This is a genomic window from Heyndrickxia sp. MSNUG, assembly GCF_049532715.1.
In the GTDB taxonomy this organism is placed as follows: domain Bacteria; phylum Bacillota; class Bacilli; order Bacillales; family Cytobacillaceae; genus Mesobacillus.
Genome location: NZ_CP150978.1, coordinates 2,031,183 through 2,046,173 on the forward strand (window position 1 = coordinate 2,031,183; position 14,991 = coordinate 2,046,173).

Consider the following 14,991-nt stretch of genomic DNA (forward strand, 5'->3'; position numbering starts at 1 on the left):
AATCCCGAGCCAAGCCGTTAAGAAATCAACGGAAGGTGTAACGACTAACGCAAGGAGCCGTAACGTAGAGACGACGGCGGTAAAGCGACACGAGCGCGCGGCGTCCCAAGCGGACGATGATATAGTCTGAACTTGCGGGAAACCGTAAGAGGTAGCGGATAAAGAGCCGTTACGTTAACAGTTTTGATAGACAATTTTTCGAATACAATGAGTCAACTTGAAGCATCTACGCAAAAGGCATTTGACGCTCTTGGAGGTGCCGGAAAAGCGATAACAGGTTTTGCGCTTGCTGGCGCCGGAGCTTTAGGACTTGCGACTAATACGGCGGCTGATTTCGAGGCCCAGATGAGCAAAGTTGGCGCAATCGCAGGCGCTTCATCAACGCAATTAGACGCGTTAAGGAAATCAGCGTTAGACTTAGGCTCGTCAACATCTATGAGCGCATCTGAAGTTGCAACTGCGCAAAAGGAATTAGCAGCCCTCGGTTTTACAGTCGAAGATATTTTGGGTAGTATGCCCGGCGTTATTAGCGCAGCAGAAGCGGCTGGTGCTGATATGGCGCAGACGGCCGAAGTTATGGCATCGACTCTAAATATCTTCGGATTAGAAGCGAGCCAGGCGTCAAAGGTTGCGGACATACTAGCACAGACGGCGAACCAATCGGCGGCTGATATAACTGATATGCAGTACGCGTTGAAGTATGCCGGCCCACCAGCGGCAGCGTTAGGCGTAAGTCTAGAAGAGTTATCGGCTTCTATCGGAATTTTAAGCGATGCAGGCATGGGCGGAGAACAAGCTGGTACAACGCTGCGAGGCGCATTATTGGCGCTATTAAACCCATCGGAAAAGAATTCGAAGCTAATGGAATCGCTTGGCATTGCGGTAACAGACACGAAAGGTAACTTCGTAGGGCTGTCAGGTCTAATCGAAAATATTTCAGCATCAATGGAAGGTATGACCGACACACAAAAGGCGGCTAACTTAGCGTCCATCGTTGGAACCGAAGCAGTTTCCGGTATGTTATCGCTGATGGCAGCCGGGCCAGATACGATTGATAAAATGACGAAATCACTTCAAAATAGCGCGGGAGCTTCGGCCGAAACAGCGGCAAAGATGAAAGACAACCTAAAAGGCACAATGGATCAACTATCCGGAGCGGTAGAAACGGCGAGTATATCAATCGGTACTGCGCTTATTCCGACCTTCCGTAGCGTCGCCGAATCTTTAAGCGGGATCATCGAAAAGTTTAACGGACTATCACCGCAAATGAAGAACTTTATCGCGATGGCTGGGCTTGCGTCGGTTGCATTCGGCTTATTCCTCGGGCCATTATTGATGCTTATTCCGTTGATTCCGTCCATTACAACCGGTTTGGCAGCGATTGCGGGTCTATTGAAGATTACGACGGCGCAATTATTAATCGGATCGGCAGTTGTTGCGGGCGTAGTCTTAGCGATTGCTGCACTTGGAGTTGCTTTTTATCTTGCTTATCAGAAGATTGATTGGTTTAGAAACGGTGTAGACTCTGCCTGGGCGTGGATAAAAAGCGCATTTAAAACGTCGCTAGATTTCATTAAAGGCGTTGTTGTTAGTGTAATGTCATCCGTTTCGCAATTCTTTGGCGAGCAACTAGGCGCTATTAAAAAGTTTTGGAACGATAACGGCTCGTCAATAATGCAGCTTGTAAAGTTCTACTTCACATCAGTAAAAGCAAATATCGAAGTCGCCATGTCGGCAATTAAGGCGGTATTTATGACCGTATGGCCGATTATTTCTGGCGCTGTTCAAATCGCCTGGGGCGTCATTAAAGCGGTCATTGCAGGCTCGATTCAAACGATTCTAGGCATTATTACGGTCGCTACGAAATTGTTACAAGGCGACTGGAAGGGCGCATGGAATGCTATCAAAGATACGACGAAAAACATCGGCGAGAGTATTATCGGCTATCTCAAAGACATTAATTTGCGTGAGATTGGGCGTAACATCATTCAAGGTCTGGTAAACGGAATCAGCGGAATGATGGGAACGGTAAAAGCAAAAATCCAGGAGATTGCTTCGATAATTCCAAAAGGCATTAAAGACATGCTCGACATTAATTCGCCGATTAAAAAGACGTCAGCTAAGACGAAGAAAAAGGCGGCTGCTCTAGCATTAATTCTGACAAATAGCACGCAGAAAAAACCGCTGGCACTAAAGGCGGTGGCATTAATTTGACGCTCATACAGGGCGCCGAGTTAGGTGGGGTGTTGGTTGCTATGACTTCCGACACTCGCCAGGCTTTGGCGTTTAAAACAGGTAACGACGTTAAATATGTTCCGTTTTTGGATGCAGAAAAGAGTAAGGTAGAGCGCATAGCACCTTACGTTATTTACGGCGGTGGTGGTTTGACTGGCTTCGTCAACGAAGTAAAGAAACGTCTAGCGGCCGAAGTGCCTGGCGGACAATTTTTGCTGGACTTCCGAAAGCCTTTCGAAAAGGTAGTCGAAGATTTAAAAACGCATAAACGATTCGGCAAGCTATTGGACGACGACACGACAGCGCAAATAATGATTAGCGGCTTTAACGAAGACGGCTCGACCGGTGTGCTAACGTTCAATACTGGCGAAGGTTGTTCCGTTAAGTATAAACAACACGATCATGGAGCGCAGGACATGCGAATCATCGCACCTTCAGCCGATCAACTAGACGCCATTTTAAAGGCGGTCAAATATCCGGAAGTGTCTGATGTCAGTGAAGTAGCTGCGGCAACGTTATCGTTCTTTATTTCGATTCAAGCTGCGGCATTTGAAACGGACGCGGAAACGGTATCTGAAACGTGTAACTATTGCGTATTGTACCGTGATCCTCAGACGGGCGAGTTTGCGTGCTTCGAAGATTCGATTAAGGTGAACGAATAGATGGCCTGGCTTTCGAGCCGGGCTTTTTAATATGGAGGTGTTTATATGGCGGACAGTATTGATAAGATTCGCAGTGATATTGCAAAGATGAAAGAACAGATTGAAGAAATGAAGCGCGAAAGAGTGGCACGAGGGTTACCCGCGGAGAGACCGGCTAAGTTCGTTCCGCTAGAAATTGGTTACTTGCTGAAAGAACGAAATAGATATGTTTTTGATTTTTTGGCAAAGTACACAAAGCTTTGTGATGACGCGAGAGAAATCATTCCAGTGGATTTAAGCAAATTAAAAGACGCTAAAAAAGAAATTAAATTACTTGCTGAAACGGTTGAAGGTCGATGGCTAGGTATAATTTCGGGGTCTATTTTATCAGCTATAAAATTAATACAAAATCCCGGAGATGTAAATCCAAGAGAATATGTGCGTAGGTTATTACTTCACTTAGAAATGGCTAAACATGGATTCGATATACGTCTGGGTCAACTCACATACGATTCAAATTTAACTACACCGGAAAATTATAAAAAGTCTGATGAAGTAAGAGCAAAATACGAGAGGTATAAAGAGGATGAATCGTTATTCAACGAAGAACTTTCGAAACTATACAATCATTACGAATCAATTAAACACTTACATTAAGGGGGAATTAAAATGAGAACGATTGAAGAATTAGAACTTGAATTATCGCCAGTTCAGAAGAAAGCCGCATGGCTGCTTGTTCAAAACGACCTAGCTACGAATATGAAAGGCGAAAAGAAAACGCTTGAAGAAATCGCCAGTGAATGCGCCATTGATACGAAAACCCTTTACAACTGGCGCAAGACTGATCGGAACTTTATCGACTATAAAAACAGTATTACCGACATGACTCTCGATGATTTCTATTCGGAAGCTATGGCGATGCTAATGAAGCTCGTTCGCGGTACGTCAAATAACGGAATGGGATCGATTAAGGCGCTTGAACTTTACCTTAAGACGACCGGCCGACTCATTAACCGTTCGGAAATTTCAACGTCTGAAGGTGAGCGCAAATCTAAACGCCTAACTGACGCAGAAGTAAGCGACAAACTCGCGGAACTTAACGAAATGCTTAACTAAAATGCAACGGTCGCCTGCGCTTTTTATGCGGGCGGCTGACGAATAAAAAAGAAATAGACACCTAGAAAAATTTTACAATTCACGAATCTTCTATACTATAATGGTGGTAGAATCATAGTGGAGGTGTTTCGAAATGGAAAAAGTGAAGAAGCCGTTTTATAAGCGTTGGTGGTTTTTCGTTATCATTGGATTCGTTATTTTAACCGTCATTTTCCAGCCGAGTGAAGAGGAACGCGCTGAAATGAAAGCGCAAGAGGTGGCCGCACAAGAAAAGGCGGATACAGAGGCGAAAGCTAAGAAAGAAGCAGCAACGAAGAAGAAAGCAGAAGCGGAAAAGCGCCAAAAGGAAGCTGAAGCCGAAGAAAAGGCGGAAATTGAGGCGCTTATTGCTGCATTTCAAATCGCTGGCGGTGAAATGGTCGAGAAATCCAACGGGATTATTTCTGATGTAAATATCGTTTATAATACGAATCACTTTAAAGTCGACGTATTCGTTGACGAGGGAACCTGGGCGGCATCGAACGAAAGCGAGAAAATGAGCTTTGCAACAACGGCTGGCACTTCAATCGAAAACGCGCTTGCTCCGCATAGTACATACGTGGATATTCGAAGCGCCTTAAATAAAGACGTCCTTGCATCGCAGAAACTATTCGGTGGTTGGAAGATTAAACGATAACATACCGCCTCGACTACGGTCGGGGCTTTTTCCATTAACTTACTGGTATCCGAAAATAGTACATTCTACCTAAATCGTGATAAAATTAGCGGTGAGGTGAATTCGTTTTGACGTTTATTTCTCCGATGTTACTACACAAATCGGATCAACCGTTTGACTCAGCCGATTACATAACCGAACTGAAACTCGACGGCATCCGTTTGATATATTCGGTCGACGACGCAGGCAAAGTCCGCCTGTACTCGCGCCATAATAATGAAATAACCGCTAAGTTTCCGGAACTACATTCGCTCGACATTCCGTCTGGTACTACTCTGGACGGTGAATTAATCGTCAGCGATAACGACGGTAAGCCGGACTTCGAGGCGGTAATGAGTCGCTTTATGAGCCGGAAAGATAAGACGCCCGTTTCATTCGTTGCCTTTGACGTTATCCAGCGCGAAGGCAAGCGCGTTACTAATCTGCCGCTGCTAGACCGGAAAAAGCTACTTGCGGACTTAGTACCGACTGATTCCGCTTTGCTTTCGAAAGTTCAATTCGTTGAAGGACATGGCACTGCTTATTACGATGCTGTATGCGATCAATCGCTTGAAGGTATCGTGCTGAAGCGTAAGGACAGCCGTTACCAGGTCGGTAAACGGTCAACGAATTGGTTAAAGGTAATAAATTATCAATACGCTGAAGTTTTCGTTACTGGCTACCGTAAGAAAGACTTCGGCTGGTTACTCGCTGATAAAGACGGGCGTTATATGGGCGTTATGGAGCTCGGTGTGCCGTCAAAAGAAAAAGTGAGGATATACCGGGGGGCTATCATAAAGGAAACTGAAGACTTTGCGCATATTGATCCGATGGAAATACGTGTGAAATTTCGAAACTACACAAAGGCAGGGTTATTGCGCTTGCCTAGTTTTTATAGCTGGTGTGATTAAGCACCAGATTAAGATAAGATGTGTCCTCAGTTAACTGCTGGGGATTTTTTTGAAAAACACCATAAAAATAAGTGGATAGGATATATGTACATAAAGGAGGCAAAACATTTGACCAAATTTGACCTTTGCCTTTATAATTAATCCAATAAATAGAAAAGGAGGTAATTTATAGTGTCTAACACTAAAGTTATCATTAATCGTCTTGAAGAAATTCTTGAGAAAATCGATGAGGCAGTTTTCACTGAGGCTGATTACCCAGCTAGAGGCAAGTACATTTCTCCATATGCATCGCTCTCAAAGAAATTGCTTGAAGATTTACGAGAAAACGTTGATGAATTAAAGGAAGATGAAGAAGTCGACGATGAAACTTTGAACAAAATTTCTGATTTAATCGAAGAAGGTGGCTCGATTGACCAGTTTGCATCGTTCGATGAGAGTCGTGAAGCTGGATCAATTTTACAAGACCTTCCTTATGATGAAAATGTAGATGCAGGAGAAGTTGCTGGACAACGAGCGGCTGAAAAACGCTCCGAGTTAATTGACCACGCTGCACCAGACTTGCGTGAGCTCGTTGAAGATTTATTACCAGGGCTTTTGAATAAGTAAGAATAATTATGGCTGCTTTCAAAGGGCCATTATTTTTTTGTGTTTTAAAGAACGTTTGTTCGTGTATAATAACCGTAAACACTTCGAAAGGATTGACGGTATGAAAATTCGCGATAGAGGGAAAATCAAGTGGCTGGGCGCTTTGTTTGCGCCAGAGCACCGGTCAATGCTGCGAGAATTAGCGCGTGATGAAATGCGCAAGGCTAAACCGATACTCGATGAATACGAAATCGAAGAGTTGGAAAATCGAATATGCGAGGCGATGGAATTTACTCTTCCGGTCGTTATTTCGAAATGGGATGACGGATTTACATACGAAGAAAGAGGCCACGTTCATTACCTCGATCCTATTCGGAAGGAGGTTCGGATAGTTTCGGAAGACGGCGCAGTGCTACGGATTAAGTTTAATGACATAGTAATGGTAAAGATTATCGACTTATAATATTTCCCAGGAAGTTACCAACCTGTAAAAATAGTAGATTCTTAACGAGGTAAATTAAATGCCGTTTATTCCTCCCATGTTTCTGCATAAACAGAAAAGAGTTTTATCCCAATAAAATTGATATATGAATATTTAATATTTTTCAAATTTTGGTAAACCATGATAAAATATTAATATATTAGTCATGGGAGATAACAAGATGAATGAAATGATAACAAAGAAAATTGAAAACAAAATATTTTCAAAAGATAATATCATCAAGATTGCAAATATGATTTATTCAATTTATGAAGACAATTATAAACAATTCATCGCCGATCCTCTAAACGAAGCAAGTCACTATCGAGGCAGATTTAAAGTTGAACTTGTTTGTGATGATGGTACTCAATACACTAATGAATCCTTAGATTTACTTACTAAAAATGACATTATCGATTATAAAAAAGTTATTTCTATTAATATTACTTTTTGGGGTCACAGAAGAGAAGAAATTCGGTTCATGATAAATGAAGGAAAAGGAAATCACTTTTATATAAATAAATTAGAGGTGTCTGGTGATAACGGTTTACCGAAATTATGGTTTCGTGAGTTAGAAGAAGTAATTGAACATGTAAAACCTCAGAAAAACTTTATTTTAAACCACAAGGGGATCGTAGCTACAATCTTTTCTTTTGTACTTTCATTCCTCACTTTCCTTACAATTACTTTATTTATTGGCGTATTAGGAAAAATTGGTTGGATAACTTTAAACAGTAAACCTCAGACTGAAAATGTGTGGATATATATAACTTTCCTTTTAGTAATGATATCAGCCGTATGGAGATTGGAAATAAATAAATGGATTAACGAACTATGGTGGGATATTGAATTTCAGTTTGGGCCTGAACATTTACAAAGAAGTAAAGCAAAAAGGAAAGTCACATGGATTGCATTTTCTACAGTGATTCTTCCTGTTATATTATTTTTCTTAAGCATTCTATAATTTATTATTATATTTAAAGAAAAGGTTTGACCACCAATGAAAGTTCTTCAGAGATTAAATAAAATGTTAAATGTTAATTTCGCAATTTGGCAGAAAGTATTATGTACGAGTATGATTTGTCAAAGGTTGACTGTATTCGTCGGTTACTACTATAATAAATCCGTAAAGGTCAAACGAAAACTGTACAGGTGATTGATCGAAAACCGTGTGAGCGCTGAAGTGAACGTTGATGTGACGCTGATTGTGTCCGTTGATAGTAGCGTTAAGGGTAACACGGTCTTCAAAACCGCTTGTGACCTGCGTGCCAGGTTAGCTGGGTTCGATTCCCAGGCGGTCCCGCCAAAATATACATAATTTTACCGCACAGTTATCAAGCTGTGCGATTTTTTTGTATGCAGTATTTATTGCGTTATTATGAGTAGGACAGGCCCCCTCACTAATCTGCTCTTTTTTCTGCAAAAACAAAAAGTCGACTACGATCTCTAGGACCGGAATCCCTCAAAGTGAATTGAAGACCTAGTAAAAACGCTCTAGAATGGGAACCACCTTTTAGATAGTACTAAGAATAACAGTAAAATCTTTATTTCGAATAACGAAATTTTTTTAAAAAATTTAAAAGGAGATTGCCTCATTTTGCCGAAATAGGTACTTTATACGAAAATTTTCTACAGGAGGATTCTTTCATGCAGTTTAACGATTATCCATATACAAGACCAAATATTGAAGAGGTGGAGGGGAACTTTAATCAATTAATAGAGAGGTTCCAATCTGCTGAGTCCTTTGATGTTCAGGACCGAGTAATGAAAGAAATCAATGAGTTACGCTCTGAGTTTGAAAGCATGAGACAAATTGTTCAAATTCGTCAGACGATTGATACCACGGATGATTTCTATAAGAAAGAAAAAGATTTTTTCAATGAAGTAGGACCAGCCTACAAGGGTCTAATCACAAAATATTACGAGGCGCTTACAGGTTCTAAATTCCGCTCTCAGTTAGAAGAAAAGTGGGGGAAACAGTTATTCTTATTAGCTGACGGTCAATTAAAGACATTCTCTCCTGATGTGTTGAAAGAAATGCAGGAGGAAAACAAACTAGTTAGTGAGTATGTTGATTTACTTGCTTCAGCTAAAATTCCATATGATGGGGAAGTTAAAAATCTTGCTCAGTTAGTTCCTTATCACCAATCACCTGACCGTACCATTAGGAAGGAATCAAACGAAGCGAAGTACAACTTTTTCGTTGAGCATGCTGATCAATTGGATGATTTATACGATAAGCTCGTAAAAGTGCGTACTAGAATTGCTAAGAAGCTAGGATTCTCTTCTTTTAAAGAGTTAGCCTATGCCCGACTTTCTCGTACTGATTATGATGCTGAAATGGTAGCAAAGTTCCGTGATCAAGTGAAAGAGTACATCGTTCCTTTAGCAACAAAACTAAAACAAAGACAGCAGGAACGTATTGGTGTAGATACATATAAATATTTCGATGACAGCTTCAGCTTTAAGACAGGAAATCCTGATCCTAAAGGAGATGCGGAGTGGATTGTCGATCAAGCGAAGAAAATGTACGAGGAAATGTCTACTGAAACGAATGAGTTTTACACCTATATGGTAAAAAACAACCTAATGGACCTATTAAGCAAAGCGGGTAAGGCTGGCGGTGGATACTGCACTTATATTAGCAAACATAAGTCACCATACATATTCGCAAACTTTAATGGCACAAAAGGTGATGTTCGTGTATTAAAGCATGAAGTGGGACATGCGTTCCAAGTATATGAAAGTCGTGTATTTGAAATACCTGAATACGCGTTCCCTACACTAGAAGCGTGTGAAATCCACTCGATGAGTATGGAATTCTTGGCTTGGCCTTGGATGGATCTTTTCTTCGAGGAAGATACCGATAAGTACAAGTTTTCTCATCTAAGTGAAGCGGTTCTATTTATTCCTTATGGTGTAGCAGTCGATGAATTCCAGCATTTTGTGTATGCCAACCCGGAAGCAACTCCATCTGAGCGCAAGCAAGCTTGGAGAGAAATTGAGAAGAAGTACTTGCCACATCGCGATTATGAAGGAAACGACTTTTTGGAAAATGGCGGTTTCTGGCAGCAGCAGGGACATATATACAAGGTTCCTTTCTACTATATTGATTACACACTAGCTCAAATTTGTGCGTTACAATTCTGGAAACGTACTCAGGAAAATACAGAGGATGCCTGGAAGGATTATCTACATCTATGTAAGCAGGGAGGAAGCCTATCATTCACAGAGCTTGTCCGTGAAGCGAACTTAATTTCTCCATTTGAAGATGGTTGTGTGAAATCTGTGATTGGTGAAATCGAAGCTTATTTGAATACAGTTGATGATAAGGCTCTTTAATAAAGAAATATAGCAAAAACTAAATAAGTATATATAATGGGATTGGCCGCTATCGGAGGGCCAATTTCTTTTTTTCCTCAACAACAACCCAAGTTTTATCCACCATTGTGAAACAGGAATTAACTTGTATTTTGGTGCCATGCTAGGTGCCGGATTTGTTGATATCTCATGAAAATACTAGAAGTTAAGAAACCTTAATTTATCAGTATTTTTGGTTATATCGGGGTACTAGAAAACATATGGCAGCAAACTTCAAACCGTTTTGACCTGAGTGCCAGATTCCCAGGCGGTACCGCCAAATTTATATACAACTGTTCGAAGTGATTTTCACATGTGTTTTTATGTTTTTGTAATAATATATTTCACCCTACGCACTCTCACCAACTATAATTGTGCGTTTTTTATTTTATGAGATAAATAAATAGGGATATAACCCCGGCTTCTTCCATTAGCAACTGTGATGTAGAAGCATAAGGTACGTCCCTATGCTTCTCCCTTTTGGACCAAATAACTGAAAACGTATTGTGACGTTTTCTCCATTCATTCGTCTATTTATTAAAGGATGTAATTTTTATCCAAAATAGGTGTCTTGTACTAAAATTATTGAATGGATGTGAGGGTCAAATGAAAAGAATATCGAAATTCCTTTTTTATTTTATTTTAATCTTTTTGCTAGCTTCATGTAATTCTCAAGTTAACAAAATTGGTAACCCTAATGCCAATGTAGAGTCTCTAGCAACAGGCAAAGAAAGCCCAAAACCTTATGTGAAGGATGTGGGGAATGTTGATGTCTTGAATACTCATGGAGGCGTTGAAGGGATTGAAAGGATGCAGCGTTTCTATGACGATATGAAGAGTGGGGTGGTTTCTGATTTACGAATCGTTTCCTACACGATTGAAGGGGATCCGATTGTAACGGATTTGAAATACAATGGGGAATCTCTTGTGGTGAAGAATGACAACACCCGTGATGAATATGGGAGTGGAGAAATTCGAACGATTAAGTGCGGCCATTTAATTGAAGAAATAAATCCTACCAATACCACTTACATAGCAACTGATTGTAAAGATCTACCGACCGGAATGAATCAAATCCTAAAACTTGAATATAACATGAGTCAACAGGATTTGTTTGAAATCGATCTAAATTATGGAGAGAAGCTGGAGAACGAAATAAATACAAAAACCGGCGAGATCAAAAAAGAAAATGGTACGACTGAACCGTTTCAGATGGCCGATAATGTAAAGCAAGAGCTGTATAAAAGGCTAGTCTTTGCGAATTATTTGGATGATAAAGAGACCTTTACATCATGTGATCGCCCTAACGCCATAAAGTACAATTTAAAGGTATATATCAATGGAGGGGATCGGGAAATTAGCTGGAAGGATTGTGACGAAAGCTTATATGGGTTGAAGTTTACAAAGATTGCAAATTACATAATTGCGCAAACTGAGCAGCTACAAACGGAAAAGCCTGATGTTATCGTTCAAGGATATGTGCTAGAACGAAAAGACAACACTTTGTTAATTGGAGAAGAATTAAATAAAATGGATTATGAATGGATGAAAGATGAAATAAAGCAAATGGACATGAATTCATTCATATTTGATTTTACCGAATTAGAAGGAGTTCCTATTGAAGATTACCAGCCTGGTGATAAAATCCGGGCAACGATCGACGGCAGCATCCGCGGATCGAAGCCAGGAAGAGCCAAGGTGAAAGAAATTAAAAAAATAAATTAGCGGTAGTGGAAATGCAAATTTAGGAATGTTTCATACCATACAATATTGCTAGCTTGATTTTTGAGCTTTTTATAAGAATTACTCATTTTGTATCTTCGAAGTATTAATACAATTTCTAGCTATGCTTGGAGCCCCAAATATAAAATATAGAAATCAAAAGTAATCATTAGTATGCAAGAAACCTTGTTTAACATACTTTGGGGTACATCAAGATAAAGGATAAGCAGGTGTCAGTATACTTCAAAACCGCTCGGAACCTGTGTGACAGGTTATTGTGTTCGATTCCCAGGCGGTTCTGCCAACTCCACATAGTTAAACCGCACGGTGAAATTCACACGTGCGGTTTCTTTATTATATTTGTTGATAACTACACGAAAAAGGATGAAAAGGTCCGTAGGAAGAATCCAACTTTACTTTTCTTCTTTTTCTAAAAAACGATCAAGAGCCATTTTATTTTGATCTAAATCGACATCTAATACTTCTCCGATGCCATCATAACGTTCATTTGTGAAACTGCCATCTTCAGGGATTCGTATGCTTTCGATATCTCCACTTTCATTAGACAAAATGTCTTTTCCAATCGTCAAGAGGGTGGAGGTTTCAATGTTTGTATCGATGTAAGTATTTAAAAGTTCCAATAGTTCAGGAAGCTTTACAACACTTTGCAGACTTACAGCTTCATCCTTTAATTTGGAGATAACTTCTTGTTGTCTTTGTACTCGTCCGAAGTCACTTAAACGATCATGTCGGAAACGAACATATCCTAACAGCTCTTCACCATGAAGTTGCTGTTCGCCTTCCTCCAACGTCATTCCTATACCATGAGACATTTCATAAGGTATATTTACTTCAATTCCTTCGGGAACGAGGAGGTCGACAGCTTTTTCGAAGCCTTTAAAATCGACAATCGCATAATGATGGATATTCAGTCCTAAATTTAATTGAATGGTCTTCCTTAGTAATTCAGGTCCTCCGTATGTATAAGCTGCATTTAATTTTTGCTGGCCATGTTCAGGTATTGAAACATACATATCACGCATAAGTGAAATAATTTTCACCTTATGAGTTTTTGGATTATAATGCGCGACCATGATTGTATCCGTTCGAGCTTGTTTTTCTCCCCTGGAGTCACTACCTAATAAAAGAACATTGATTTCGTCTAGTTTATTTTCCTCTCCTTGAAAGGAATCGTTTGCTTCCACTTTTTTTAATGGTTGATTGAACGTTTTTAATGTTCCTTCTATGTACTCAAATATATTCATTAGACCTACTAAAAAAATACTTAAAAGAAGAAAGGCGGTCCATACTCTACTCCATTTTACCCTTATTCTCTTTTTTGTTCCCGACATACTTGCACCACCTAGGCTGAATAATAATTAACATAATTACATCCTTAATTTTTGATAGAAGAAAAGAACTGAAAGAGGTCCAATTTTTACTTGAGGAAGTCATTATCCCATATTTAGATTTCAGGTTTTTGAAAATTAGGTTACATTTGTTTGAAAATCTGTTAACACTAATTTCTTTATTCGTAATACCCAAACTAGATAGTAGGTAGTCTAATTTTCCGTAATTAAAATATATTAATGGAGACGTCATCTTTATTGTGGCGATTACGTACATCGACCAGATCATATCTGACTTTAAAGGGGCAATGGAAAAGTTATGTATAATCCTTAATTATTATCAAGGTGAAAAGTAGTCCCCCTTTATATAAGTTAATAGAATAGGTTTGCCTAGTTCGATCCCCTTGCAGTCACTGCAAATAACATACAAAACCGCACGGTGACTTCACTCGTACGGTTTTTTAAGACTGTTGTATTTAGTTAGAGTGGGGCAATCCAATTAAATTGATCTTAATGGTCGTGATCTCCACCAGGATTTACTGGGAAAGAATACTCTGGTATGGCATCATATACAGCTGGATCTGCCTTTTCTATAGTTTCATCTGCCAGGCTATTTAGAACGGCTAGGACAGGAACTTTTGCCGTTTCTTTTAGCATGCCGTTTTGTTTTTGGCCTAAGGTTTGCGTTTGGCCTTTTATTTCAATGAGCATGGTTGCTGTACCATTTAACTGGATGGCACCCAAGCCTGAGCCAGGGTAGTTAACAGTCGGATATTTCTGAATGGCACCATAGGATGAGTTGCCGCGCTGCAATGATTCATAAGCAACTGCGTTTACTTTTTTGCTCAAGGTCAATACTTCTGGGTCGAGATCATATGTTTTACCACTGAAAGGGTCTGTGTATGGTTTTGTTGTAAATTGAGCTAAAAGCTGGATCGATACTGACCGGCTGTCTTCTTCTGATAATCTATTGAAACCTCGGTGATGAAGGTCAATCGCTACATCAGGATCAAACTCTTTTACTAGTTTTGTAAGTGCACGTGTTTCAGGAGAAAAGACTAAGGAAGCCTGGGATCCATTGTTTGTACTCTTTTCGTTCAAAATACTCGCTACTTGAGCTGCATCCTTTTCAATTTCGTCATTGACATCAAAATCGTAGTTAGGATGGAAATCACGATTCAAGTCAAAACCAGGAATTCCATAAACAACAGTTCCTTCATTATTTTGTCCTCTTTCACTACCATCTGCATTGTAATACCAGGGAGCTTTTGTATCAGCTGGTAGCCCCAGTTCTTCTGGCTTCCATGTTTGATGAGAGTATCTAGTCGGATATGGCTTTCCTTCGTATTGATTGGCTGTTCCATCAGGGTTAATACGTGGGACAAACCAAACACTGACCTTGTTCAGGATATTAGCGGCTTCAGTTCCTCCAGCAGCCAGTTTTTGCATTAATTCTACTGCTGCTTCCGTACCCAGAGTTTCATTGCCATGGATTTGAGTATAAATGAGAACACGCTTCTTATTGGGATCATTGTCACCAAATTTAGCAGCATAAAGAGGGTAGCCATCGTTGGAAGTTCCGAACTGTTCCAGTACCATCTTTCCTTGTGATGACTTTTCAATTTGTTTTAGTTTGGCTTCCAATTGTTCATTAGTCATTAGGCCAGCAAAAGAAAGGTTCTGTTCATCCTGTACCCAGGGACCGTTTGGGGTGGTGGTTGATTCGGCAAAAATGCTGGTCGAGCTGTAAAGAAGAGAAGTTGCCAAAAAACCGCTAGAAATTATGTATCCTAGTGCTTTTTTCTTTTTCATATCATTTTCCTCCTTTTGTTAATAGTTTCCAAGACATTTTATCATGATAGAAACTATTAAAAAACTAATAAATTGATAATTTCGA

General features: G+C 40.0%; 13 protein-coding genes. 11 read left to right on the forward strand and 2 right to left on the reverse strand.

The window, feature by feature from the left end:
• The first annotated feature begins 207 nt into the window (after positions 1-207).
• From AABM38_RS10130 to AABM38_RS10180, 11 genes are all read left to right on the forward strand, one after another.
• Positions 208-2,214 carry a phage tail tape measure protein gene (locus AABM38_RS10130; protein ID WP_423410253.1) on the forward strand — a complete coding sequence of 669 codons (2,007 nt, stop codon included), beginning with the start codon at positions 208-210 and terminating at the stop codon, positions 2,212-2,214.
• The gene (locus tag AABM38_RS10135; protein WP_423410254.1) at positions 2,211-2,897 is read left to right on the forward strand and encodes a hypothetical protein; all 687 of its coding nucleotides are present in this window, start codon (positions 2,211-2,213) and stop codon (positions 2,895-2,897) included. The genes AABM38_RS10130 and AABM38_RS10135 overlap by 4 nt, the downstream gene beginning before the upstream one ends.
• A 45-nt stretch (positions 2,898-2,942) precedes the next feature.
• Complete coding sequence (locus AABM38_RS10140) at positions 2,943-3,533, forward strand: hypothetical protein (RefSeq protein WP_423410255.1); 591 nt, start codon at positions 2,943-2,945, stop codon at positions 3,531-3,533.
• 12 nt (positions 3,534-3,545) lie between these two features.
• Complete coding sequence (locus AABM38_RS10145; RefSeq protein ID WP_423410256.1) at positions 3,546-3,992, forward strand: phBC6A51 family helix-turn-helix protein; 447 nt, start codon at positions 3,546-3,548, stop codon at positions 3,990-3,992.
• Positions 3,993-4,125: 133 nt separating this feature from the next.
• Complete coding sequence (locus tag AABM38_RS10150; protein WP_423410257.1) at positions 4,126-4,668, forward strand: hypothetical protein; 543 nt, start codon at positions 4,126-4,128, stop codon at positions 4,666-4,668.
• A gap of 107 nt (positions 4,669-4,775) precedes the next feature.
• Entirely contained in the window at positions 4,776-5,597 is an 822-nt protein-coding gene (locus AABM38_RS10155; protein ID WP_423410258.1) for an ATP-dependent DNA ligase, read from the forward strand.
• A 171-nt stretch (positions 5,598-5,768) separates the two neighbouring features.
• Positions 5,769-6,203, forward strand: a complete 435-nt coding sequence (locus tag AABM38_RS10160; RefSeq protein ID WP_423410259.1) for a hypothetical protein — start codon at positions 5,769-5,771, stop codon at positions 6,201-6,203.
• Between the two features lie 100 nt (positions 6,204-6,303).
• Positions 6,304-6,645 carry a YolD-like family protein gene (locus AABM38_RS10165; RefSeq protein WP_423410260.1) on the forward strand — a complete coding sequence of 114 codons (342 nt, stop codon included), beginning with the start codon at positions 6,304-6,306 and terminating at the stop codon, positions 6,643-6,645.
• A gap of 199 nt (positions 6,646-6,844) precedes the next feature.
• Positions 6,845-7,627 carry a hypothetical protein gene (locus tag AABM38_RS10170; RefSeq protein ID WP_423410261.1) on the forward strand — a complete coding sequence of 261 codons (783 nt, stop codon included), beginning with the start codon at positions 6,845-6,847 and terminating at the stop codon, positions 7,625-7,627.
• Between the two features lie 683 nt (positions 7,628-8,310).
• Positions 8,311-10,005 (forward strand): M3 family oligoendopeptidase, encoded by a 1,695-nt coding sequence (locus tag AABM38_RS10175; RefSeq protein WP_423410262.1) that lies wholly within the window; start codon positions 8,311-8,313, stop codon positions 10,003-10,005.
• Between the two features lie 624 nt (positions 10,006-10,629).
• Positions 10,630-11,748: a DUF4362 domain-containing protein gene (locus AABM38_RS10180; protein ID WP_423410263.1), complete on the forward strand. Its 1,119-nt coding sequence runs from the start codon at positions 10,630-10,632 to the stop codon at positions 11,746-11,748.
• 410 nt (positions 11,749-12,158) lie between these two features.
• On the opposite strand, the gene AABM38_RS10185 is transcribed toward AABM38_RS10180, so the two are convergent.
• Positions 12,159-13,097 (reverse strand): LCP family protein, encoded by a 939-nt coding sequence (locus AABM38_RS10185; RefSeq protein ID WP_423410264.1) that lies wholly within the window; start codon positions 13,095-13,097, stop codon positions 12,159-12,161.
• A gap of 507 nt (positions 13,098-13,604) precedes the next feature.
• Positions 13,605-14,906, reverse strand: coding sequence for a M14 family zinc carboxypeptidase (locus AABM38_RS10190; protein ID WP_423410265.1), 1,302 nt, complete (start codon positions 14,904-14,906; stop codon positions 13,605-13,607).
• Positions 14,907-14,991: the final 85 nt, after the last annotated feature.

What these genes read in the sequence shown, in the direction of transcription:
- AABM38_RS10130 (WP_423410253.1), top strand. Translation starts at nt 208, where the DNA reads ATGAGTCAACTTGAAGCATCTACGCAAAAGGCATTTGACGCTCTTGGA.
- AABM38_RS10140 (WP_423410255.1), top strand. Translation starts at nt 2,943, where the DNA reads ATGGCGGACAGTATTGATAAGATTCGCAGTGATATTGCAAAGATGAAA.
- AABM38_RS10145 (WP_423410256.1), top strand. Translation starts at nt 3,546, where the DNA reads ATGAGAACGATTGAAGAATTAGAACTTGAATTATCGCCAGTTCAGAAG.
- AABM38_RS10150 (WP_423410257.1), top strand. Translation starts at nt 4,126, where the DNA reads ATGGAAAAAGTGAAGAAGCCGTTTTATAAGCGTTGGTGGTTTTTCGTT.
- AABM38_RS10165 (WP_423410260.1), top strand. Translation starts at nt 6,304, where the DNA reads ATGAAAATTCGCGATAGAGGGAAAATCAAGTGGCTGGGCGCTTTGTTT.
- AABM38_RS10170 (WP_423410261.1), top strand. Translation starts at nt 6,845, where the DNA reads ATGAATGAAATGATAACAAAGAAAATTGAAAACAAAATATTTTCAAAA.
- AABM38_RS10175 (WP_423410262.1), top strand. Translation starts at nt 8,311, where the DNA reads ATGCAGTTTAACGATTATCCATATACAAGACCAAATATTGAAGAGGTG.
- AABM38_RS10180 (WP_423410263.1), top strand. Translation starts at nt 10,630, where the DNA reads ATGAAAAGAATATCGAAATTCCTTTTTTATTTTATTTTAATCTTTTTG.
- AABM38_RS10185 (WP_423410264.1), bottom strand. Translation starts at nt 13,097, where the DNA reads ATGTCGGGAACAAAAAAGAGAATAAGGGTAAAATGGAGTAGAGTATGG.
- AABM38_RS10190 (WP_423410265.1), bottom strand. Translation starts at nt 14,906, where the DNA reads ATGAAAAAGAAAAAAGCACTAGGATACATAATTTCTAGCGGTTTTTTG.